Here is a 23,543-nt window from a genome sequence, read left to right on the forward strand (position 1 = left end):
ATGTAACCTATGTATGATCTGGCGCTCTGTAAATAGCGTTGAATATCAGTACGTTCAGTGAAGGTTAATGAACTAACATGCAGTATTCTGTGTTGAAAGTGCAGAAAAAATAGGGGCTAACACACTACGTTACTTAGCATGTGGGCTCGTTCAGTTACCTTTACTTGCTTAATGATAATAAGTATCATTTGCGTGAAAAGACAAACGTTTTAGGAATAATTATGACAACAACACTGAAAAAAATGAGTGCTTTGGTACTGGCTTCTGCGGTCACTTTCTCGATGCTATCTTCTCAGGCGCTTGCTAACGGTGCCATTGGCGATCACGTGAACAATCTTCACGCGCACATCGGCGAATATACGGAAGAGGTACATTGGTTAGAAAGCAAGTTTGGCAGTGTTGTTGATGCATATGAAGCAAAAGATAAATCGCTTAAGACCGATGCACTGATTGAGTATTGGGAAGAGGTGGATTTTCACTCTGCTATTGAAACCCAGTATGTGCCTATTTACGCCTCTATTTGGCAAGGTATTTATGGTGTGAAAGTCGCCATTGATGAAGGTAAGGCTGTTGCAGACGTGCGCGTAGAGCAAGAGAAGCTAAATCATGCCTTGTGGCAGGCGTTAGGCGCAGTTAAACTTGCGTCCCAGTATCAAAAGAAAGGCTTAGTGAACAAGGTTCAAACCACCGAAAAAGAACCTACCACAGGCCCTGAAGTTATCGACGATATTAAAACACGTCTTGATCGTGTTGTTGCTAAGTACGCGGAACAGCTTCACGAAGTAGCAACTACACTTGTTCACGATACTTACCTTCAACGATTTGAAGGTGTGGAAGGTGATTTGATTGCGAAAAACGCAGCTTTGGTTGAAGACTTGGAGAAAGACTTTAACGTAACGCTTCCACAAGCTATCTCAAAAGACACTGGCGTTGATTCAGTTCGTAAGGTCGTAGAGTCTATGCAGGCCAAACTTGATCGCGCTCGCGCACTTTTGGTTGAAGTAGAACAAAGTCGTAAAGACGTATTTTAAGGAAGGTGTATGCAACGTAGAACATTCTTACAAGGCTTAGCAGCGGCCGGTGCATTATCTGGTTTGCCGTTTAGTTTTGCTCACGCTATGACACAAACAGGCAGTGTGTCAGTTGAGTCACTGCCTAAATTGGAAGGTGATCTCACACTTTACTTAGGTCGTGGTGAAGGTGGCTTGTACGAGAATGTTCTAAAGGCCATCGAAAAGCGCAATCCAAAGTTTAATCTTAAAATAAGACGCGGCGGCTCTGCGGCATTAGCCAACACCATCGTAGCTGAGACTAAGGCAGGCGTTAAACGCGCCGACCTTTTCTGGGCCGTAGACACGGGCTCTATTGGCATGGTTACTGATGCTGGCGCGGCTAAGCCGTTGCCAGACGACCTTACTGCGCAGCTGCGTGAAGATTTTCAGTACCCGAGCTGGTCTCCGGTAACAGGTCGTGTGCGTACACTGCCTTATAACACTGAGCGTGTTAAACCGGAGCAAATCCCTGAAAGCGTGATGGCATTAGCCGACAGCGATTTAAAAATTGGCTGGGCGCCAGCCTACTCATCGTTTCAGTCTTTTGTCACTGCAATGCGCATTTTAGAGGGTGATAAAGCCACTAAATCATGGCTTAAAGGCATTAATAAGCACGCAAAAAAGTACGCCGGTGAACTTGGTGTAGTGATGGGCGTTGAACGTGGTGAAGTCGATATTGGCTTCGCGAATCACTATTACACACTTCGCCTTAAATCGGGTAAGCCGAACGCAAACGTAGCGCTTGCGTACAGTAAAGGCGACGCAGGTTGCCTAGTAAATGCGTCTGGTATTGTGGCATTGAGCGACGGTGACTTGCCGGTTAACTTTATTCGTTACCTGCTTTCGCACGAAGTTCAGTCTTATCTTGCTCGCGAAGCCTACGAAATTCCTCTGGTTCAAGGGGTTGAACAGCCGCAAGGCTTAGCTGACCTAAGTACGCTGTCACCGCCTGAAATGGACCTTCGTAAACTGGCTGACTTACGCCCTACACTTAATCTTATGAGGGAAGTTGGCGTACTGTGACAAATTGGCCAAAGTCGTATCCACTGGCACTTCTTATCGCGCTGATGGCTTTATTGCCCGTCGGCGTTTTGTTTTCTCTAGCTCAAGATAGTGCGCAACTTTTCGATACCCATAACCTAAGGGTACTAGCGAACACGGTGTCATTGGTGGTACTTACCATTATTGGCTCTGTACTTATCGGAGTGCCGCTTGCCTTTTTAACCGCTTATGTGCAGATGCCATTTAAGCGGTTTTGGCTCATTTTACTTGCCGCGCCATTAGCACTACCAAGCTACATTGGCGCATTTGCGATGTACTTTTCATTTGGCACAGGTGGCGAAATTGAAAATGTGCTGGGAATTAGCACTCCACCTATCAGCGGCCTTTGGGGCTCTGCGCTGGTCATGAGCCTTTATACTTATCCATTCGTCATGATGACAACCCGTTCAAGCTTACTGAGTTTAGATGCAAGCTTGGTTAACGCGGCGCGTACGTTAGGGTTAACCTTAGGCGCAAGCTTATGGCGAGTGGTTTTACCGCGTGTTGTGAATAGCGTTGCCGCAGGGGCACTCCTTGCTGCACTTTATGCGTTATCCGATTTTGGTACGCCTGCAATAATGGGCTTTGACACTTTTACCCGTGTTATCTTTGTTGAGTATAACGCCTTCGGTCTTAGTCAAGCCGCCATGCTGAGCCTTCAGCTAATGGTTATTGTTGGGCTTATTCTATTTATAGAAAGCCGTATTAGTGGCGCTCAAGAGCGCCCAGGTAAGCATTTATCGTTGTTTCCTGCTCGCTGGCAGCGAAACCTAATGTTGCTGGCTACTATGCCGGTGGTATTTATGGCTATTGTACTTCCCCTTGCTATTTTTACGCTGTGGTTAGTGCGAGAAGGCGCCGGCGGTTTTGAATTTAGCTATGCGTGGAACTCAGCTCATGCGTCATTTATTGCAGCAATTGTTGCTGTATTACTAGCCATTCCGGTGGCTCACGCCGCTATTGCCGGAAAAGCTGGACGTTTTATGGAGCGCATTACTTATTTTGGCTTTGGGGTTCCGGGTATCGTAATGGGGACAGCCCTTGTTTATGTTGGCCTGCAGTTGCCCGCGCTCTATCAAACGTTAAGTCTGCTTGTGATGGCTTATGTACTGCGCTTTATCCCACTTGCTGTGGGAAGTGTAAGAAGTACGGCTGAGAATATTGATTCAGGTCTGGTAAAAGCTGCTCGCGTGCTGGGCGCTAGCCCGCGTGAGGCATTTATGCGAATTACGCTGCCGTTAACCCTTCGTGGTATGATTGCGGGTGCAGCGCTTGTGTTCTTAGAAGCCATGCGCGAACTACCTGCAACGCTTATGTTAGGACCTACAGGATTTGAAACCTTAGCTACCTATATGTGGCGAGTTTACGAAGCGGGTTACTTTGGCCGCGCAGCCGTGCCAGGGCTTTTACTTGTTTTATTATCAGGTGTGGGATTAATTCTCATGCTGTCGGGCGAAAGAAAAGCCCAGTTTACCGTTACCGAGGATGATCGTTCGTAATGCTTAGTGTAAATAATTTGTCTGTGAATTATGGGTCTACCCGCGTTGTCGACAAGTTAAATCTTGAGCTTGGACAAGACGAAATCCTGATGCTGGTGGGGCCAACCGGCTGCGGTAAAACCACCATTTTGCAAGCGTTGGCTGGGCTTATTCCTATTTCAGAAGGTGCGATGAGCCTAGGTAAATGGGAGAGTACAGCAAACAAACATGTTCCGCCTGAAAAGCGTAACGTGGGTATGGTGTTTCAAGACTTTGCATTGTTTCCTCATCTTACCGTTCAGCAGAACGTTTGCTTTCGTTTAAAAGACACTAAGCTTGCCGATCATTGGCTTCAATTATTAGGCTTAGATAATTTTCGCGACGCCAAACCTGCACGTCTTTCTGGCGGTCAAAAGCAGCGCGTTGCGCTAGCAAGAACGCTAGCTCACGAGCCTTCCTTTGTATTGCTTGACGAACCCCTTTCAAACCTTGATGCTGCGCTAAAAGACAGCTTGCGCTGGGAAATTCGCGATGCCTTAAAAAAAGCAGGTGTACCTGCTATTTGGGTAACGCACGATCAGGAAGAGGCGCTAAGCGTTGGCGATAGAGTGGGTATACTTAATAAAGGTGTGCTTGAGCAATTAGACACACCTGAAGCCTGTTACTCTTCTCCTGCCAGCCGTTTTGTGGCGCGTTTTATGGGCGAGGCGAGCTTCTTAAGTGCGACGTTCGATAGCAGCGCAGCAAATACAGACAAAACAGTGGTTACTGATATTGGTAATGTGCCAGGCACACCGCTTCAAGGTGCAAGCGGCAACGTAGACTTGTTGGTACGCCCTGACGATTTAAGCTTAGATGCTACACTTAGTGAAACTAACTGTACGGTTGAATGGGTACGCTACGAAGGCGAAAGTCGGCTTTACGCGGTTGTCTTGGATTGCGGCGACGAGCTTAAAGTACGAGTAAGCCACGAAAATGCTATAAAGCCCGGTACTCGCGCTTTCGTACAGCTAATAACCACACATCCATTGGCCGTTTTTCCTAGAGGTTAATTGTGATCAAGCGCGATGTAATTGTTATTGGTGCAGGAGCTGCAGGGCTTTTTTGTGCGGCGCAGGCCGGCGCGCGCGGACGCAGCGTAGAAGTGCTCGATCACGCTAAAAAAGTGGGCCGAAAAATCCTGATGTCAGGAGGTGGCCGCTGTAACTTCACTAACATGTATGCAGGCCCTGAAAACTTTCTTTCGCAAAACCCTCACTTTTGTAAGTCGGCACTAAGTCGCTATACTCAATGGGACTTTATTGGCTTGGTTGCCGAGTATGGCATTGCCTACCATGAAAAAACCTTAGGCCAATTGTTTTGTGATGATAGCGCCAAAGAGATCGTCGATTTACTGCTTAATGAGTGCAACAAAGCGGATGTGACGATTACTACTCGTTGCGACATTCTAGGTGTCGAAAAAACTGAAAGTGGGTACTCACTTACAACCTCGAATGGCGAGTATGAATGTGAATCCCTTGTAATTGCTACCGGCGGTTTAAGCATGCCAAAGCTAGGAGCCACGCCATTTGGCTATAAAATAGCGCAGCAATTTGGTCTTAACGTTTTACCTACTCGCGCAGCACTTGTTCCCTTTACCTTGCACGATAAAGATAAAGACACACTGGCAGAGCTTAGCGGTATCGCAGTTGATGTATATGCCAGCTGCAACAATACTACGTTTAAAGAAGCGATGTTGTTTACCCACCGAGGGTTGAGCGGCCCTGCCATGCTCCAAATTTCCAGCTATTGGGAAGCGGGTGACAGCTTAAGTATCAACATGCTACCTAATGATGATGCTACTGCGGTTCTACAGACTGCACGCACAGAGACGCCAGACGCATTGCTTGCCACCTGTTTAAATAAAGTATTTCCAAAGCGTATGGTACAGAGCCTTATTGAGTATCATAGTTGGCGCAACGTGCCGGTGAAACAGCTGACTCACGGCGAGTGCGACGCCATTGCTGACACCCTAGAGAATTGGCAAATAAAGCCAAACGGCACAGAAGGATATCGCACCGCCGAGGTTACTATAGGCGGTGTAGATACCAATGACCTATCATCAAAAACCATGATGGCGAAAAATGTCGAAGGCCTGTACTTCATTGGCGAAGTGGTTGACGTTACCGGTTGGCTCGGTGGCTTTAATTTCCAGTGGGCATGGAGCAGTGGTTGGGCGGCAGGGCAGGTGGTTTAGAACCTCACCACCCTCAAATTGTCGTACACTTTGCGGAAATCTAAGAATTAAACGGTTACCTAAAACCGGTAACCTAGCGAAATAGCATAGACAAAGGGGTCTATTTCAATAGCGCTCACAGAGCCCCGGGTATCACCTAGGTTGAAGCTTGCTTCTGTGTCTATATCTATCCAACGAACGGCGGCATTCAAAAACCATCTTTCGCTTAACTGATAGTCTATTCCCACTTGTGCGGCTAAGCCAAACGAGTTATCTAGAGATAAGTCACTAAGCCCTGCCTCTTCATTAGCTCCCGTAAATTGCTCGTCATAAATAAACGTATAGTTTAGGCCCGCACCCACATAGGGCTGAAAAGCACTTGATGGATCGTTAAAGTAATAGTTAACCGTCACTGTGGGCGGAAGGTGGGTTACTTCGCCTAGCTGGTTACCTGTTCCTAATGGGTTATCGATAGCGAAATTAACGTCATGTGTGAACGGTGTTGCGGTTAATACTTCTACGTTAACTCTATCCGTGATGAAATAGGCCGCGGTGAGGCCCAATTGCGTGTTGTTATCAATGGTCAGGCCAAAGCCCAAGTCGTCCCCCACGTTAATGTTTGAAGACGATTCATCAGGTGCAACCGTGGCAAAGCCACCTCGGACGAGAATGTCGCCTTTTTCAAATGCAACTGCACTGGATGCTGAAGCAATAAAGGGAAGGGCGGTTAGTGCTAAAGCTAAGTTTTTCATCGTAGTCTCTCAGTCTGATAATTGAACACAGATAAGACTAAACAGACTTACTTAAAAAGAACTTTCTAGAAGATTAACGTTAGATTAAAAGCCTTCGTCATATAAAAAGCTAAAAACGGCGCAGAATTGCGCTGTAATCAAAACGACATACCAATTGCCAAACCAGCAACCACTGCACTTTTATTATTTCGATGATAGTCGTAATGAAGCTGCGGCGATATGGTAACCCCCAATACTTCAAACTCATACAAAAAGCCTAACCGGGCCACCTCCATTTTATGGCTGCCGTGAAACTCAACGCCGGGGCCTATTTGTGCAATAAAATTATTGGTAATGTGCAGGTCAGCAACAAGCAGGTAGGTGTAAGCGTCTAAGTCTTCAAACGCGTATTCAGCCACAAAGCCTACGCCTAAAAAATCGCTCACACGGTATTCGTAATCGATACCTAGTGTAAAAGCGTTTCCGCACTCTTTTGTGTAAGTGGTACCTACCAATGCAGATAAATGATGGGGTGACGTTTCCCAATGATGAGCATTTCCCTTTGCAACAACAACGGGGGCAAATACCAAGGCAGCAACCAAGCCTAACGCTATTTGAACTCGCATAGTGATGCTCACATAAATTTAACGGTGACTACCTAGAAAGTTTCTTTCTAGCACTAATGAGAGCGTAGGCATCAAACGGCTATTTCACCAATGAACTTTAGTTGAAGTAATCAATTGGCCCAACTTAGTCGGCGTTAGGCGCATAGTTAAGCTTACATCTACCCATAACATCAAAATCTCGCTAAGGTGTCTGAATACAAGCCACCGAAGGAAAGAATAAGATAATGATTGATGAGAAACAGAAGGTACGTTTTTTAGATGCTTGTACCGAACAGCTTATCGCGCTTTATACAGCCAGCAAAAACGGTAAAAAGGTCGATGCTGAGAAATATCGGGTACAAGGATTTATGCACGCTGGCGAGCTTCTAGGGATAATTACCAATGAACAGGGCAAGGCGCTGATTGCCGACTTACACGTACAGGTTTTTGGTGAAACTATTGATGAGCGAGCGACAAGAAAACGTAAACTTAATGCGCTAAAAGAATCTGATCCCGATGCATATATTGAGATTCCCGCCATTGAAAGACGTTAATTTAAGTTAAGCAAAGTTACCTAAACCGACTTTGCGAGATTCTCGTTTCTAAGACTATACTTTGCCCCACACTATGAAAAGAAAGCTGTAAAAAGAGGTTGCAGCTAGTTCGAAGCAGGGATGAAAACAAAGTTTAATAAGAGGCAACCCGTGCTCAAGCAGTTAGTTTACAGAAGTCAGTCGACGGTAAAAATTGATGAAAATGAACTTCTTAAAATAACAAACGATTCACTGCCATTTAATGCGAAAAACCACATTACAGGTATTCTTTTGTTTGATGGGGAATACTTCTTTCAAGTGCTTGAAGGAAATTGTGAGAAGGTAAACGCGCTTTTCGAACATATAAAAACAGACAGTCGTCACAGCAACATTATGAAAGTGACCGAAATGGTCATTCACAAACGCGATTTTGGAGATTGGCATTTAAGAACGCTTTCTGTCGCGGAAGGAAGCCGCTGCTATTGGTTACCTTCGGACATTAATATTAGCCGGGAAAGCCGGATATTTGCGCTTCTCAACAGCTTTGCTTCTGGGAAATGGCGAACTTGTTTAAGTGATAACGCGCGCAAAGACGTAAGAGCTAACGTTACGACGTCAGAGAAATCAGTTAAACCCTTCGAAAACTCTGACATCCAGTTTGCCTTTCAGCCTATTGTGGATACCTTCAGAGCTCGTGTTTCTTCAATTGAAGCCCTAATCAGAAGTAACGATGGGAGATATCCTGAGACTATTTTGGAGGAACTGGTTGGGCTGGAAAAGTACGATTTTGATCTAAAAAGCAAAGCTATAGCAATTAAGCAAGGCGCTGCGTTGCTATCTTCAGACCAGTCTTTATCCATCAATTTATGCCCCGGAGCGATTACCTCCACCGTCAACGTCGCAGACTACCTTCACGAATTGGTTAAACTAAATAAATTGAAACCACAGCAGCTTGTTATCGAAGTTACCGAAACAGAAATAATCAGCGAAAGTGACACATTTTACCAAGCAATAGAGCAGATCCGTTCACGAGGCATGAGAGTCGCTATAGATGACTTCGGCGCAGGGTACGCAGGGTTATCATTACTCGCAGACTTCACACCAGACAAAATTAAATTAGATAGAAAAATAACGACAGGCATTCACGAAAGCGGGCATCGACAAGCAATAACCGAGGCTGTACTCGAGTTTGCCAACTCTATGGGAATTCCCTTGGTGGTAGAAGGCGTCGAAACGATTGATGAGTGGCTGTGGTTGCAACATGCGGGTGTACAAAGATTTCAGGGGTTCTTGTTCGCAAAGCCCAAATTAAATGGTGTTAGTGGTATTGATTTTTCCTTCGACGGCGCTAGCAGCTAACTCCGCATAGGAAAAATATATATTTCTTGTCATTCCGCAGGATATTTTTCAGCGTTCTCACATTTTTAAACTAAGCTTAATGGGTGTGAGTTTTTATACCAGAATATAAATACTCATAACTCATCTTTGTGTAATAGCCGTACAGGGATATTTTTGCTACACGGATTTAGCTGCGGTACCAGTAGGAAGCAAATCTATGGCATGTGGAGTGTCGCTTAATTTTGTTCGCTTGTTGTTTGGGTTGATTTTGCTGACGTTCGGCACGTTTGCCAATGCAGCGTGCGTCATTAATGCTGAAAATGGTACTTCTGATACTGATACCGATAGTGCTCTGTCTATCGTACTTAAAGAAGGTGCACAGCGTCTTTCGTTAAGCTGCGATGTCAACGCGACTCACGTTCTCTATTTCCCAAGAAACTACCTTTCTTATAATCAGCTGTATGACAGCGAGATGCAAAAAGTCCCCAAGTTAACCGGCGCATTTGAGTCCTATGCAATAGATAATACCCATAAGCGTCTATTTTTGGATATTAACTCTCAGGTAGAGCGACCTGTCAGGCTAAATATCGCTACGTTAAATGATTTTCAGACGTTGGCGTCAATACATACCTTCACATTAAGCTTGTTCATCGGCTTTTGCTTAGCGTTAACCTTGTACGTAGGAATGCTGGGAACGAGTATGCGCAACTACGGCTTTTACTCCTACAGTTTCTATGTGCTCAGTGCGGCAATTTTCTTTTTGCTTCAAGAAGGGTTACTGAACATTGCGTTTCCCCATGTCGCCTTTTTCTCGAACTTTAAACTGCATCTGTTATTCGCAGGGATCACGGTATTTGCTGCGGTAAAGTTTCTTGATCAACTACTCGATTTCAAAGCACTGCTAAAAGTATGGCAGCGCCAGTTTATCCTGGGAATGGCGTGTTCGGCACTGGCACTTTCATTTGTGCAGATCATTCTGTCCACTTCTGATGCGATGAGAGTAAATAGTACGCTAAGTCTTATCACGCTGATAACAATGACCTGTACGCTATCAAGCTGTGTTTATGCCGCCTACCGCAAAGTACATTGCTCAAACTTAGTATTAATGGGTATTGCTGTCATGGTGTTTTCCATGATGTTTCGATTGGTTTTTTCAGACGTGTCAGCGTTTATGTACCGCTACGGACTTATTGTGGGAATAACTATTGAAGCGTTTATTTTTGCTATTGCCACGTCGAGAAAGGTAAAAAAGCTCGATGACGACAGGCTTAGTGCATTCAAACGTGCGTCTACAGATTCCTTGTGTAAAGTGCTAAACCGCAGTGGATGGGAAGGGATAGCACAAAGCCTGCTTACTAACTTCAACAAGGAAGGAGGATATTTGACCTTGCTATTTATCGACGTTGATAACTTCAAGGAGATTAATGATCATTACGGGCACCATTGCGGCGATAAAGTGCTGCAGGTTATTGCTAAAATTCTGCTGAGCCGATGCCGAGACCAAGATGCAGTAGGGCGCCTTGGCGGCGATGAATTTGTGGTGCTAAGCCACTGTTACAGTGAAGGACAATCTGAGCGCTTGGCTGCGCGCATAGAAGCCAGTCTTCTGGAAAGGGATATTAGAACCGATAACGTTGTTATTTCTGTTACGGCAAGCGTAGGCACATACATCACAAATGAACGCTGCAAAGATCTCACCACTCTGTTAAATAAAGCAGATAAACTGATGTACAGCGTTAAGGAGAAGCATAAGACGGCTCAATTGGCGTCTTCTTAATTAACCTTCCAGCAACGTATCACACACGCAGTGTATTAGGGTCATTTAAGCTGCGCTTTCGCTATATTCTTTACGGCTTTGGTCAAGTCGGCAAGCGCTGCCGATTCAAGGGTTGTCCAGTGCCAAAATAACGGTACACCAAGCTCTTTTTGAGGAAATAACGGAACGAGATCGCCTTCGTTAACCTCTTGTTCAACTTGAAGCGTGGGTAGCAAAGCCCACACCACGCCATCTAGTGCCATTTTGACAAAGCCATGAGACGATGGATACCAATGACAAGTTGTAAAAGAGGGGGCTATGTTTAAACACTCTCGTTGATAATCAGTCAGCAAAGTCACATCGTATTCGTCGTACAGCAAACCCGGTGTACTCATCACGCTCTGGGGGGATGTTTCTTTATGCAGGTATCGCTCAATGAAGCGAGGCGATGCATAAAGTTGATAGCGCATAGTTCCCAGTCTTATAGATTGCCCACCGGTAACGGGTGTACCTGTTTGGCTAATGCAAGCCATTACACGGCCTTGCTGTAATATGTCTCGGGTTTGAGTTTGATCCGCATTAACAATATGAATCGGGTTGGCACGCTTATCACTAAACGCGGCCATTACTTGCGAGAACCAGGTAGCCAGCACATCGTTATTCACGGCAACGCTTATAGGTGCAGCCGACGCTTCTAATCCACTTTGTATATTCAGCGCTTCTTCTAATACGCTTACTTTTTGAATATGCGCCAGCAGCTCTTTTCCCAGTGGCGTAGCGCGAAGCGGCTTAGTGCGAACCATCACTGGGCCGCCGACACTCTGCTCTAGCCGTTTTATTTTTTGCGATACCGCCGACTGGGTGAGGTTTAGGGCCTGTGCACCTTTTTCAAATCCGCCGTAGCGTAACACTTCATGAAAGCATCGAAGCGCGTCGTAATCCAACATTAATGACTACCTGTGAAAAGAAGGTTATAAGTATTAATTTTGCTTATTCAAAACAAATATCATTAATTTAATTTAGTCTTTCAAGGTGTATAAAATCAAGCCAATTATTCAGCATGTAACCTTAAACCGCGTTACAGCTACGGCGTTTGAACTTATTTACACTAAGAGGCATTTATCATGTTGGCGGCAGCAACAAGTGGTTTCGTGATGGGCGGTACCTTAATTATTGCAGTAGGCGCACAAAACAGTTTTTTGATTGAGCAATCGATGAAGCGACAGTGGACAACCTTGTTTGTCCTGCTGTTTATCCTAAGCGATGCTATCTCAATAAGCTTAGGTGCGATGGGCTTTGGCTTGCTATTGCAGGAATACCCAATGCTGGTGTCTATCACCAAGTGGGCTGGTGTTGCGTTCTTACTGTGGATTGCTTTTAACAAAATAAAATCATCTTTGGCCAACGACGCGCTTGTTTTAGAAATGGCGAAAAAGCAACTGTCGTTCAAAAAAGCACTACTCATTGCGTTGGCAGTAACTTGGTTAAACCCCCACTTTTACCTAGACACTTTACTATTGATGGGAAACTTAGCGAGTCAGTGGCAAGAAAATAAATGGTGGTTTGTGGGTGGAGCTATTGGTGCATCGGTGGTTTGGTTCGTAGGTTTGAGTACCTTAACCGCACGTTTTGCACACCATATGCAGCGCCCTAATTTCTGGCGTTGGTTTAACCGTCTTAATGCTGCGGTATTAGGTATGGTAAGTATTCAGTTGGCGAGTTTGTAAGGCAAAAGCGCTAAATAGCAAAATATTACGACGCGTCGAGTACGCTTTATGATTTAAGACGGTACGCTACGCATCTGTGATAGTTGACAATGAGCGCGAAGAGAGGGATAGACTGGTGAGCTGGATTTATTTGATTGTGGCGGGCCTTCTGGAAATTGGTTGGCCTGTTGGACTAAAAATGTCACAAGAGGCGGAAACCCGCGTAATGGGTATTTTACTTGCGGTTGGGTTTATGGCTGCCAGTGGTTTTTGTTTATGGATGGCGCAAAAACAAATTCCAATTGGAACGGCGTACGCTGTGTGGACAGGAATTGGCGCCGCGGGCACATTTTTAGTGGGTGTTATGTTTTATGGCGACCCCTCGTCATTGGCACGATATTTCGGCGTAGCGCTTATTGTTGCAGGAGTCGTTGTCTTAAAGTTGGCCCACTAAAGTTAGGTCCAATTACAAAAAAGCCCGTTAGCTTAGTGCGAACGGGCTTTGTTTTTTAAGCGGGTGGTCAGATTTTAGTGATATCCAAGTTGGTTTCTAAGCTCTGCCATAAAGGTTTCGATACGTTCAGCATTCTTGCCTAAATCACTTTTCCCTACTCGTGATTTGCTGCGGATATCAACCAGTGTGTCATCGCTTTTAGCGGTTAGACGAATAACTACGTCGTCTTTAAAACCAAACCACGCTGTGGTGTCGGTGGCTTCCAAGGTGTTCGGCAATGCGCCGTCGTTAACGCGTTCCCATCCAAGCGCCTCTATGGCTTTTTCTGCAGCGATGTAGACCTCATTTGCGGGTTGCGGCAGCAATTGAGTTTTAATTTCAGGGTAAGCTTCTAGTTGCTGCTTAGTGACTTCACCGCCTTCGTAAGCGATGGAGTTAGGCGCACCTTCGCGTAGCGGAGCAATTGCAACGAACTCCGGCGGATTAGTGACATCGGTAGTAATGTCATGGATCGGAGGAACTGCGCTGGCTTTGCTCATCATGCTCACCGGCATTCCTACAGCAACCAGGGCAAGAATGGCACAGATAAAGGTGCTTCCCCAGCTAACGTTTTTACGGTTAATCAAAACCTGCAAAATAATGAGTATCAACGCTGCGCCGCCCACATACACGCCAAATCGCAGTGAAGTAAATGCGGTGCCTAAACTCACACCGGCATACTGATAAAGGGGGCCGGGTAATACCACCATAAGAAAACCGACAATACTGGTAAGGGCAATGAGTGCTTTCAAGTGAACTCCAAAGTTATTATTTTATTTTTACTAAGCTACTTTAACAGTGAACGTTGCGTTTTGGATTACTTTCTAGCAATAAAATCGGTACTAGGCCAATATTTAACATGTTTGTACACTAGGGCTGTTGGTCTTTAACGTACATCAAAGACCAGCAGGCCCTGGATGAACCCTATTTAAAGCAAGGTAATTAGTTTTGCAAAATCAGCCTGATGCCAGCGAAGCTTACGTGCTTCAAGCCGAACTACTTGTTGATACGTTATCGACACAAAAGCCGCTTTTTCAACGTGGTGTGAGCGAGTATGAGCTCATTGAGATTTTGAAAAAAGCGCCATATCACTTTTTTGATGACGCTTCGTTACGAGAGCCTTTAATGCTCTTTAAAACCCATTTCATTGTGTTTCACGCCCTTTATCAACTTAAACGTCGTTGGATAGAGCAGGGCGAAGGCGTGCTAGACATTCATACTCTAAATATTAAGTTAAACCAAGAAAGTGCCCACAGCGACAAAAATAGTACCCACAGCGACCATAATAGTGCCCACGGCGACAATGATAAAGAAAGCCAGGATAAGGTTGGAGCAATAACCGAAGCTGATACCTTAGCTGAATACTACTTGGACTGGGGCAATTTTGAGAAGGCCGACAGAAAAAGTGTAGATGCACTGCTTAATGCGTTTTGGCATCGCATGGCCTCAGGAAACGCGCACACCGTTGAGCAGGAAGATATTGCCGATGCCCACGCGCTTCTGGGCCTACCCCAAGATGAACATGTTTCTTTGTCGGTACTAAAACGAGTATATAAAAAAGCCCTGCAGTTGGTTCACCCTGATAAGGGAGGAACGCAACAGGAAGCCCAAGACGTCATTCACGCCTACCAGTTATTGCTGGGGTATTATTCGTTAAAATAGAACGTTAAGTGCGCTGTGATTTCGCTTTATTCGTATAACGTATACACGCTCAGGTATTTGACCGACAACTTCAGTAATTTCAACTTCATTGACTTTTATTATCATCTATAAATGCGCACAATATGACCTATAAGAGCGTAGATCCGTATCAATGATCGCTTAACTATGCCACTTCAAAACCAATTATCGCAGTTTCAGGCTTTGAAATGCGCTAGATAATTCGGTGCACCGGAAGCAATAAGCTTTAATTTTAAAATTGGATATGCAGAGCAAAGGCCGTGTTCTGTACAAAAAGTTATTGGGAAATAGAAAATTTATGAGTCGCATTTTTTATGTTACTGCAGCATTAATAACCCTTGTCGGCGTTATTGGGTGTTCGAATGAAGGCGAGCAAGCACAGCAAGGTGCTCAGCAAGGTATGCCTGCACCCTCAGTATCGGTAGTTACACTGAAACAAGAACCTGTAGTACATGAAATGGTGTTACCGGGCCGAGTAAGCCCGTCTCGTCAATCTCAGGTGCGTCCTCAGGTAGATGGTGTTATTACGGAGCGCTTGTTTGAAGAAGGCGCACATGTAGAAAAAGGACAGCAGCTTTATCAAATTGACGAAGCCCGTTATCTAGCACAGTTAAATAGCGCAAAAGCCGATTTGAAAAGTGTTCAAGCGAACCTTAAAACGTTGGAAGCAAAGGCGCGACGCTATGACGACCTTGTTGCGCAAAACGCGGTAAGCAAACAAGAATATGACGACGTAATTGCTCAGAAAGATCAAGCGCAAGCGGCAATTAGCGTAGCTGAGGCAGCTGTTGACGTAGCGAAGGTTAATATGGGTTACACCAAAGTGTACGCCCCAATCAGCGGACGTATTAGCCGCTCTTTTGTTACTGAAGGTACCCTTGTTACTACGAACCAATCTCAGCAACTTGCAACCATTACACAGCTTGACCCAGTTTTCATTGATATGCAGGAGTCAGGTGCGTCAATTATTACGCTTCGTCAGTCAATGAGAAACCAAGGTTCAATGGATGTTGAATTAACGGTAGATGAAGTAACAGGCAAGCGTTACGACCAAACAGGCAGCGTTAAATTTTCTGAGGTAACGGTTGATGAGACCACTGGGTCGGTAACACTTCGTGCTGAAATGCCAAATCCAGATGGTGTATTGCTGCCTGGCTTGTTTGTGAAAGGCCACGTCATTACTGGACGCGAAAATGCGCTGCTTGTTCCTCAACGCGCAACGACACGCCAACCAGACGGTTCGCTTTCAGTTTATGTTGTTAACCAAAACAACGAAGTTGAAGGTCGTACCTTGGAAATAGGCAAAATCTATCGAGACCAATATGTTGCCCTAAGCGGTGTGAGCGAAGGCGAAAAGGTAATTGTAACTGGATATCAGAAGGTGAAGCCTGGCGCGAAAGTTAATCCGTCAGAGTGGCAACCATCATCACGTGGCTCACGATAGCAAACAAGGGATTTAAGTAATATGGCTCGTTTCTTTATAGACAGGCCCGTGTTTGCATGGGTGCTGGCAATTATCACAATGATGGCGGGTGTGTTGGCAATTACCTCACTCCCCATTGAACAATATCCCAAGGTGGCACCGCCCTCGGTGACTATCTCAGCAACGTATCCTGGAGCATCTGCAGAAACCGTAGAGAACTCGGTTACTCAGGTGATAGAACAAAGCCTGACGGGAATTGATAACCTACGTTATTTCTCGGCAAGCAGTTCGAACAGCAGCATGTCTATTACGCTCACTTTTGAGCCAGGTGCTGACCCTGATATTGCGCAAGTACAAACTCAGAATAAGGTACAGGGTGCACTGCCGCTGTTGCCTACTCAGGTACAGCAACAAGGGGTAACCGTAACTAAAGCAAATAGCGCATTTGCATTGGCAGTTGGCTTCTATTCTGAAGACGACTCAATGACGCAATATGACCTGAGCGACCTGTTAGTTTCTCAATTTCGCGACCCGATTTCCCGTGTTAATGGTGTAGGAAATGTACGGGTATTCGGTGCGCAGCGTTCAATGCGTATATGGTTAGATCCAGATAAACTGTACAGCTACAATCTTACACCTACTGACGTTCAAGGCGCCGTTCAGGTACAAAATACAGATGTGTCTGCTGGTCAATTAGGTGGCATGCCTGCAATAGAAAATCAGCAAATTAACGCGACTATTCAAGCGCAAAGTCGCCTTCAAACCGTTGAAGATTTCGAAAACATCGTACTTCGCGTAAATACCGATGGTTCTCAGGTTCGCGTGCGTGACGTTGCGCGTGTTGAACTGGGTGCGCAAAGCTACGACGTTATTGTTCGATACGATCGCAAGCCTGCATCAGGTATGGCGATAAGCCTTGCCTCTGGCGCAAACGCACTAGATACCATTAAGGCAGTAAAAGCCCGAGTTGAAGAACTGCGCTCGAATTTGCCAGATACAGTTAAAGTGGTTTACCCGGTTGATAGTTCTCCTTTTATCGAGCTGTCTATCGAGTCGGTAGTACATACGCTTATTGAAGCGGTAGTACTGGTATTCTTGGTGATGCTACTGTTCCTTCAAAATTGGCGTGCAACGTTGATCCCTACCATTGCGGTACCTGTGGTATTGCTCGGCACCTTTGCTGTGCTACTGGCATTTGGCTTTAGTATTAACGTGCTAACCATGTTTGCTATGGTACTTGCTATCGGTCTGCTCGTAGATGATGCCATCGTGGTGGTGGAAAATGTTGAACGTATTATGGAAGAGGAAGGTCTCTCACCTGCCGAAGCCACTAAAAAGTCGATGACTCAAATCACAGGTGCACTTGTTGGTATTGCGGCCGTGCTTTCAACGGTATTTATTCCAATGGCGTTCTTCAGCGGCTCAGCAGGCGCTATTTATCGTCAGTTCTCGGTTACTATCGTGTCGGCTATGGCATTTTCGGTATTGGTCGCCATTGTCCTTTCACCGTCTTTGTGCGCCACGTTATTGAAAAAGCATCCGGAAAACCATGACAAGAACAAAGGCTTCTTTGGCTGGTTTAACCGCACGTTTAACAAAGGCCGCGATCGCTATCAAAAGACTACAACTCATATGGCGCAACGCTTTAAGCGCTATTTCGTTGTTTATGGTTTGCTGGTAGGTGGTATGGCATTTATTTTCAGCCAGCTTCCTGGTGCGTTTCTTCCAGATGAAGACCAAGGGCGTATGATGGTGTTGGTAAGCACACCGCCTGGTGCAACGGCTGGCCGTACGCTCGAGTCTATCAAGCAAGTGGAAGACTATATTCTTGAACAAGAACAAGACGCGGTTAACGGCATGTTCGCGGTTGTGGGCTTTAGCTTTGCGGGTCAGGCGCAAAACGCGGGTATGGCTTTCTTAAACTTCAACGACTGGAGTGTAAGAGACGAAAATAATTCTGCGTTTGCAGTGATGAACCGAGCTTTCGGAGCATTTAGCCAAATTCAAGATGCCTCAGCCTTTCCTATAGTGCCTCCGCCTATCATGGAACTAGGTAATGCAACAGGTTTTGATATGCAGCTGGTTGACCGTGGTGGAAATGGTCACGAAGCGCTGATGAACGCGCGTAATCAGCTGTTGGGCATGGCGGCACAGAACCCCAAACTGGCGGGCGTTCGCCCTAATGGACTAAGCGATGTTCCTCAATTTAAAATCAATATTGATAGTGAAAAGGCGTCAGCTCTTGGCTTGAACTTAAGTGAAATTAACAGTGCACTACAAATTGCCTGGGGTTCAAGTTATGTTAACGACTTTATTGATAAGGGGCGCATCAAGCGGGTTTATATGCAAGCCGACTTACCCCATCGTATGACACCAGAAGACCTTGATAAGTGGTTCGTGCGCAATAGCGATGGTGAGATGGTTGCCTTCAGTACCTTCTCTACCACGGAGTGGGTATATGGTTCGCCCAAGCTAGAGCGCTTTAACGGTGTTTCATCTGTGAACATTCAAGGTAGCGCTGCGGAGGGCGTATCGTCAGGCGAAGCAATGGCTGAAATGCAAAAGCTCGTAGAGCAATTGCCTCCTGGTTTTGCAATTGAATGGGCTGGATTATCGTTTGAAGAGCAGGAAGCTGGCTCGCAAGCTCCTTTGCTTTATACCCTTTCAATTTTGATTGTTTTCTTGTGTTTGGCAGCGTTATACGAAAGCTGGTCTGTGCCATTTGCTGTAATGTTGGTCGTACCTCTAGGCATACTAGGCTCGGTAACAGCAGCATTTATCTTCAACTTGCCGAACGATGTATACTTACAAGTCGCGTTTTTGACAACGGTTGGCTTGGCGGCGAAAAACGCCATCCTTATTGTTGAATTTGCGAAAGAGCAATATGAAAACGGCGAAGATTTAATGACTGCAGTATCGAATGCGGCTTCTCAGCGTTTCCGTCCAATACTGATGACATCAATGGCGTTTATTCTGGGGGTAACCCCGCTAGCGCTGGCTAGTGGTGCTGGTGCAGCCAGCCAAAATGCGATTGGTATTGCAGTTATGGGCGGCATGTTTGCTGCTACATTCTTGGCAATTTTCTTCGTGCCTATGTTCTACGTGATGGTAGAAAAACTCTTTCACAGGGAAGACAAGTAACAAGCAAGTGCGCTAGAGTGGGGGAAAACATTTCATTTTTGTATAGGGATATAGGTAATGACTACCGTTGTTTTTTCTCACGGCAAAGAAAGCGGTCCATGGGGCAGTAAAATAACAACGCTTTCAAATGTAGCGAGCGATATGGGCTTTGGCGTCGAGAGTATTGATTATCAAGATCTCGACTGCCCAGAAGCACGCCTAGCTCGCCTTAAAGAATTTGTCGCTGAAAAGTGCAATGATGTGGTTTTGGTTGGCTCCAGTATGGGTGGCTATGTTTCACTCGCTGCGGCTAGCCATATCTCCGCCAGGGGCGTATTTCTTATGGCCCCTGCGTTATATTTGCCGAACTACAAGATTCAACGTTTCCCCTACGACGGCTATGTGAGTTTAGTGCATGGCTGGAATGACGATATCGTGCCTATTGAAAACAGCTTAAAGTACGCGCGTCATCAAAAAGCTCAGCTCTTATTGCTTAATGACGGCCACCGCCTTGCAAACAGTAAGTCTGTTATTTCTCCGTTTTTCAGAAATTGGTTGGAAAAATTCCGATACTAAATCTTCGATAGTAGGGCTTGCTGGTTCAATAAGCCTACGACCAATCGCTTATAGCTCACGCTTACGCAAATGCGGGAAAGCACCTGTTTTTATGGCATGATGAGACATTGCTTAAAACAGGGCAGATGGAAATGACATTTAGTTTACCTCAAGCGCCACAATGGTCCTCGCTGATAAAGTCTGGTTGCCGTGTCTTTGTTGGCGGAAATGCCTCAGTGCCGCACGCATTGGTGCAGCATCTTATTGATAACAGCGAAGGGTTTAGCGACATCGAGCTGGTTCATATGCTGGCGTTAGGTGATACCCGATGGGTAAAGGAAGAGTATAAGAACCTTTTTAAAGCCAACACCTTCTTCATTGGCGGTGAAGCCATGCGTAAGGCAGTAGACGAAGGTCGCGCTGATTACACCCCCGTTTTCTTGTCTGAAATATCAAGCTTATTTAGCGACGGTACGCTGGCACTGGATGCTGCGCTGGTTAACGTAAGTCCTCCAGATGAGTTCGGCTACTGCTCGCTAGGCCCGGCTGTAGATATAGCTATGTCAGCAATCAGACAAAGCAAAAAAGTGATCGCTCAAATTAACCCTCAGGTGCCAAGAACCGCCGGGCATTCGTACATCCATATTAGTGAAATAACGGCCTGCATCGAAGCCGAAGAGCCACTTGTTGAAGTATCGCCGCCGCCTATCGATTCGGTGGCAGAGCGAATTGGTCAGTATGTTTCAATGCTGGTGGACGATGGCGCAACGCTGCAATTTGGTATTGGGAAAATACCGAGTGCCACCCTTAAATATCTGTGTAACCACAAAGACCTGGGTATTCACAGCGAAATGCTCACCGACAGTATTATTGAACTGTTGGAGTCTGGCGCTATCACCAACAAGAAGAAGACTTTCCACCCCGGTAAAATTGTTACTAGCTTCGCTATTGGCACCCGCAAGCTTTACGACTTAATTGATAGTAACCCTCACATCGAGTTTTACCCGAGTAGTTATGTAAACAAGCCCACCAATATTGCCAAGAACGACAATATGGTCGCTATAAACAGTGCACTTGAAGTGGATTTAACCGGTCAGGTGGTGGCCGATTCACTGGGCTATGACTTTTACAGTGGCATAGGCGGGCAAGTAGATTTTGTAACTGGTGCGTCTATTAGCAAAGGTGGGAAAGCGATTATAGCGCTGCCTTCTACTGCAAGGAACGAAACCATTTCTCGTATTACACCGCGCATAAGCGAAGGGGCGGGGGTTGTGACTTCGCGAGGCAACGTGCAGTACGTGGTGACCGAATACGGCATAGCGTCGCTTAAAGGTAAGAGTATTCGAGAGCGAGCACTGGAGCTTATTCGTGTGGCACACCCGAAATTCCGTGCAGCGCTCTTAGAAGAAGTAAGACAGCATTATTGGGTGCCCCATTATCAGGAAAAGTACCCGACCGACATTCCAGAACTGGGGGCAATTCAGCTCAAAAAGCTAAATATTCAAGGGGAAACCTTTTATATGCGCCCGCTGAACCCAGCCGATGAACGGCGTTTGCAGGAATTCTTTTATTCCCACACTAAAGAAACGCTGAGGCTGCGTTATAACTACGACCCGAAACAAATGTCTCGTGAAAAGTCGTGTAATTTGGTGTCGGTGGACCAAAGCTCTGATGCGGCGTTGTGTATTGTAAGGCAAGAAGGCTCCCGAATTACCATTCACGCTGTGGGGCGGTTTTACTTCAATCCTGATGACAATACCTGTGAAGCCGCGTTTGTTACCCGTGAAACCCAGCAGGGTAAGGGTATGGCAAGCCGGTTGTTAAACGAGTTAATCAACGTGGCAAAAAAGAGGGGGATTGCGAAGATGATGGCCTACGTACGCGGCGATAATAGCCCGATGATTGCCATTTTCGAGCAAGCGCAATTTAAGCGGAAGTTTACTGGTGACCCCAGTGACATAGAGTTAGTACTAGATTTGGCATCACTCGCATGACAATTAAAATTTTTCGCGGCAAACACGGCACTAAACACGACCTGGGGAAAGATCACCCCGAGTCACCGGATCGCTTGTTCGCCATTGACGACCAATTACTGTCTTCTGGACTCGATATGGTATGTGAGCATGCCGATGCCACGCCTATTGCCGAAGCCTATCTCAAACTAGCCCATGACCCTTACTATGTGAAAAGTGTGTTTGAGCATGCGGCTCAGTCCATATTTAGCGACCATGAAAAAACGCTCTATTCGGAAAACAAGGATAACGTGGCCTGGTTAGACGAAGATACTGGCTTAATGCGACACAGTTTAAATGCAGCGCTGGAATCGGCAGGTGCGGGATGTAACGCCGTGGACTGGGTCATGGAAGGTAACGACAGGCAGGCATTCTGTGCGACCAGGCCACCGGGGCACCACGCTACCTACGATAGCGCCATGGGCTTTTGCATTTTTAATAACATTGTTATTGCCGCGCGCTATGCGCTTCAAAACTATGAATTAAAACGTGTTGCCATTATCGATTTTGACGTACACCACGGTAACGGTACTGAGCAAATTGTTGCTGGCGATCAGCGCATTATGCTGTGCAGCAGCTTTCAGCATCCCTTTTATCCTCACAGCGGGTCGCCGGTATCTGCAAGTAATATTCTTTCGGTACCGCTTGAAGCGGGAACTACGGGTAAGGTATTTCGAGAAAAAGTACAACATTGGTTTGATGCATTACGCAATTTTCAACCGGAGCTGATTCTTATTTCTGCTGGTTTTGATGCCCATGCCGAAGACCCTATGGCCCATTTGCGTTTGGTGGAAGACGATTATTTTTGGATAAGCCAACAGCTTCGCGCTGTGGCAGATGAATGCTGTCAGGGTAGAATAGTGAGTATGCTAGAAGGCGGCTACGATTTAAGTGCATTAGGTCGTAGCGTAGTGGCGCACCTTAAGGGAATGAGCCGCCCTATTGAATAATCTCAACAGGGCAGCATTGCACGTAAGTTACAGCGCCGGTAACCACATCAGAAAATCAAAGTCATAAAATTGTTTCAGTATCGGCGTTTCAGCTTTGTTTTGCTTAGGCTATCCATTTCGTAAGCATATATAGACCAGCACCTAGCATGGCAAGGTTTTCGGTAAGCGATATAAACCCAAGAGGTAGATCTGAGTTACCGCCAACACATGCGCATTTAAGTTCACGGTTATCAATATATACCGCTTTAATAACCGATACTGCTCCTATTGCACCGATAAATATAGAGACGGGCGATACCAATATTGCTGGTAGGCCAGCCAACATACCAAGTCCTGCAAAGGCTTCTGCGAAAGGATAAACATAGGCGTATCTAACGTGCTTCATTGCCAGCAAATCATAAGTAATGAACTGATTTGAGAACGCTACAATGTCCTGAAGTTTTTGTAGTGCGAGGATCACCATGGTGACACCGATAAAATTCATTACAAAAGGTTCGATACCAGCTGGTAAACCCCCTTTGAGCATAAGTGCCAATACCATGAGTGCGGCCAACGAAAAAATTACGATGATTGGTGTGTAGCGCGACCCAAACTCACTTTCTTGCTTTAAATTGAAGTAATCTCTTAAGTCGTCATAGCCACCAATACGTTTATCATCGATAAACGTTTGCGGGGTGGTTTTTACATTGTGTTTTTCTTTAAAGGCGTCGGTTTCACTTCTGCTGGACAAGTGATGGTCTTCAACGTCGTAGCCCTTTCTTTCGAGTAAATCTTTTGATTTAAGACCGAAGGGGCAAATGTGTTCCGATGTAACCATGCGATAAAGTACGGCGCGTTTTGACATTGTGGACTCCT

General features: G+C 45.8%; 21 protein-coding genes. 16 read left to right on the top strand and 5 right to left on the bottom strand.

All coding sequences use genetic code 11. The features are described from left to right. Positions 1-221: 221 nt before the first annotated feature. The 5 genes from WA381_RS06115 to WA381_RS06135 are packed head-to-tail and all read left to right on the top strand — an operon-like array spanning position 222 to position 5,807. Complete coding sequence (locus WA381_RS06115; protein WP_156085721.1) at positions 222-1,031, top strand: hypothetical protein; 810 nt, start codon at positions 222-224, stop codon at positions 1,029-1,031. A gap of 9 nt (positions 1,032-1,040) precedes the next feature. After that, positions 1,041-2,075 carry an extracellular solute-binding protein gene (locus WA381_RS06120; RefSeq protein ID WP_156085722.1) on the top strand — a complete coding sequence of 345 codons (1,035 nt, stop codon included), beginning with the start codon at positions 1,041-1,043 and terminating at the stop codon, positions 2,073-2,075. Then, positions 2,072-3,592: an ABC transporter permease gene (locus tag WA381_RS06125; RefSeq protein WP_014975321.1), complete on the top strand. Its 1,521-nt coding sequence runs from the start codon at positions 2,072-2,074 to the stop codon at positions 3,590-3,592. Before WA381_RS06120 ends, WA381_RS06125 begins: the two co-directional genes overlap by 4 nt. Then, positions 3,592-4,623: an ABC transporter ATP-binding protein gene (locus WA381_RS06130; protein WP_156085723.1), complete on the top strand. Its 1,032-nt coding sequence runs from the start codon at positions 3,592-3,594 to the stop codon at positions 4,621-4,623. Before WA381_RS06125 ends, WA381_RS06130 begins: the two co-directional genes overlap by 1 nt. Before the next feature lie 2 nt (positions 4,624-4,625). Then, positions 4,626-5,807 carry an NAD(P)/FAD-dependent oxidoreductase gene (locus tag WA381_RS06135; protein WP_014975323.1) on the top strand — a complete coding sequence of 394 codons (1,182 nt, stop codon included), beginning with the start codon at positions 4,626-4,628 and terminating at the stop codon, positions 5,805-5,807. 59 nt (positions 5,808-5,866) lie between these two features. On the opposite strand, the gene WA381_RS06140 is transcribed toward WA381_RS06135, so the two are convergent. Both WA381_RS06140 and WA381_RS06145 read right to left on the bottom strand, forming a co-directional pair. Further along, the gene (locus WA381_RS06140; RefSeq protein WP_156085724.1) at positions 5,867-6,538 is read right to left on the bottom strand and encodes an OmpW/AlkL family protein; all 672 of its coding nucleotides are present in this window, start codon (positions 6,536-6,538) and stop codon (positions 5,867-5,869) included. Positions 6,539-6,675: 137 nt separating this feature from the next. Then, the gene (locus WA381_RS06145; RefSeq protein WP_156085725.1) at positions 6,676-7,143 is read right to left on the bottom strand and encodes a hypothetical protein; all 468 of its coding nucleotides are present in this window, start codon (positions 7,141-7,143) and stop codon (positions 6,676-6,678) included. A 224-nt stretch (positions 7,144-7,367) separates the two neighbouring features. Between WA381_RS06145 and WA381_RS06150 the strand changes: the two genes are divergently transcribed. The 3 genes from WA381_RS06150 (at position 7,368) to WA381_RS06160 (ending at position 10,770) form a co-directional block, all read left to right on the top strand. Beyond that, complete coding sequence (locus WA381_RS06150; protein ID WP_014975326.1) at positions 7,368-7,676, top strand: hypothetical protein; 309 nt, start codon at positions 7,368-7,370, stop codon at positions 7,674-7,676. A 150-nt stretch (positions 7,677-7,826) separates the two neighbouring features. Continuing rightward, positions 7,827-9,014 (top strand): diguanylate phosphodiesterase, encoded by a 1,188-nt coding sequence (locus WA381_RS06155; protein ID WP_156085726.1) that lies wholly within the window; start codon positions 7,827-7,829, stop codon positions 9,012-9,014. A 208-nt stretch (positions 9,015-9,222) separates the two neighbouring features. Next, on the top strand, positions 9,223-10,770 hold the full coding sequence (locus WA381_RS06160) for a GGDEF domain-containing protein (RefSeq protein ID WP_231506381.1): 1,548 nt from the start codon (positions 9,223-9,225) through the stop codon (positions 10,768-10,770). A gap of 41 nt (positions 10,771-10,811) precedes the next feature. Here the strand turns inward: WA381_RS06160 and WA381_RS06165 are convergent, their stop codons facing one another. Then, positions 10,812-11,696, bottom strand: coding sequence for an ArgP/LysG family DNA-binding transcriptional regulator (locus tag WA381_RS06165; protein ID WP_156085728.1), 885 nt, complete (start codon positions 11,694-11,696; stop codon positions 10,812-10,814). Positions 11,697-11,873: 177 nt separating this feature from the next. Here WA381_RS06165 and WA381_RS06170 point away from each other — a divergent pair, with 177 nt between their 5' ends. Together WA381_RS06170 and WA381_RS06175 are read left to right on the top strand one after the other, a co-directional pair. Then, positions 11,874-12,476, top strand: coding sequence for a LysE/ArgO family amino acid transporter (locus WA381_RS06170; protein WP_014975330.1), 603 nt, complete (start codon positions 11,874-11,876; stop codon positions 12,474-12,476). 115 nt (positions 12,477-12,591) lie between these two features. Then, on the top strand, positions 12,592-12,909 hold the full coding sequence (locus WA381_RS06175; RefSeq protein ID WP_014947823.1) for a DMT family transporter: 318 nt from the start codon (positions 12,592-12,594) through the stop codon (positions 12,907-12,909). Positions 12,910-12,983: 74 nt separating this feature from the next. On the opposite strand, the gene WA381_RS06180 is transcribed toward WA381_RS06175, so the two are convergent. After that, positions 12,984-13,700: a DUF1499 domain-containing protein gene (locus tag WA381_RS06180; protein ID WP_014947824.1), complete on the bottom strand. Its 717-nt coding sequence runs from the start codon at positions 13,698-13,700 to the stop codon at positions 12,984-12,986. Between the two features lie 196 nt (positions 13,701-13,896). Between WA381_RS06180 and WA381_RS06185 the strand changes: the two genes are divergently transcribed. The 6 genes from WA381_RS06185 to WA381_RS06210 all read left to right on the top strand — a co-directional run bounded on the left by WA381_RS06185 (position 13,897) and on the right by WA381_RS06210 (position 22,688). Then, positions 13,897-14,610, top strand: coding sequence for a DNA-J related domain-containing protein (locus tag WA381_RS06185; protein ID WP_156085729.1), 714 nt, complete (start codon positions 13,897-13,899; stop codon positions 14,608-14,610). 316 nt (positions 14,611-14,926) lie between these two features. After that, positions 14,927-16,072: an efflux RND transporter periplasmic adaptor subunit gene (locus WA381_RS06190; protein WP_014947826.1), complete on the top strand. Its 1,146-nt coding sequence runs from the start codon at positions 14,927-14,929 to the stop codon at positions 16,070-16,072. Positions 16,073-16,093: 21 nt separating this feature from the next. Next, positions 16,094-19,192: an efflux RND transporter permease subunit gene (locus WA381_RS06195; protein ID WP_156085730.1), complete on the top strand. Its 3,099-nt coding sequence runs from the start codon at positions 16,094-16,096 to the stop codon at positions 19,190-19,192. 57 nt (positions 19,193-19,249) lie between these two features. Continuing rightward, positions 19,250-19,747 carry an alpha/beta hydrolase gene (locus WA381_RS06200; protein ID WP_076012076.1) on the top strand — a complete coding sequence of 166 codons (498 nt, stop codon included), beginning with the start codon at positions 19,250-19,252 and terminating at the stop codon, positions 19,745-19,747. A 131-nt stretch (positions 19,748-19,878) separates the two neighbouring features. Further along, positions 19,879-21,720 (top strand): bifunctional acetyl-CoA hydrolase/transferase family protein/GNAT family N-acetyltransferase, encoded by a 1,842-nt coding sequence (locus WA381_RS06205; protein WP_156085731.1) that lies wholly within the window; start codon positions 19,879-19,881, stop codon positions 21,718-21,720. Further along, positions 21,717-22,688, top strand: coding sequence for a histone deacetylase family protein (locus WA381_RS06210; RefSeq protein ID WP_156085732.1), 972 nt, complete (start codon positions 21,717-21,719; stop codon positions 22,686-22,688). The genes WA381_RS06205 and WA381_RS06210 overlap by 4 nt, the downstream gene beginning before the upstream one ends. Before the next feature lie 103 nt (positions 22,689-22,791). Here WA381_RS06210 and WA381_RS06215 read toward each other — a convergent pair whose 3' ends face one another. After that, a complete protein-coding gene (locus tag WA381_RS06215) occupies positions 22,792-23,532 on the bottom strand; it encodes a MauE/DoxX family redox-associated membrane protein (protein WP_156085733.1) in 741 nt (246 codons plus the stop codon). Positions 23,533-23,543 lie beyond the last annotated feature (11 nt).

This window comes from Alteromonas sp. CH_MED4-4 (genome assembly GCF_037029575.1).
Classification (GTDB): domain Bacteria; phylum Pseudomonadota; class Gammaproteobacteria; order Enterobacterales; family Alteromonadaceae; genus Alteromonas; species Alteromonas macleodii.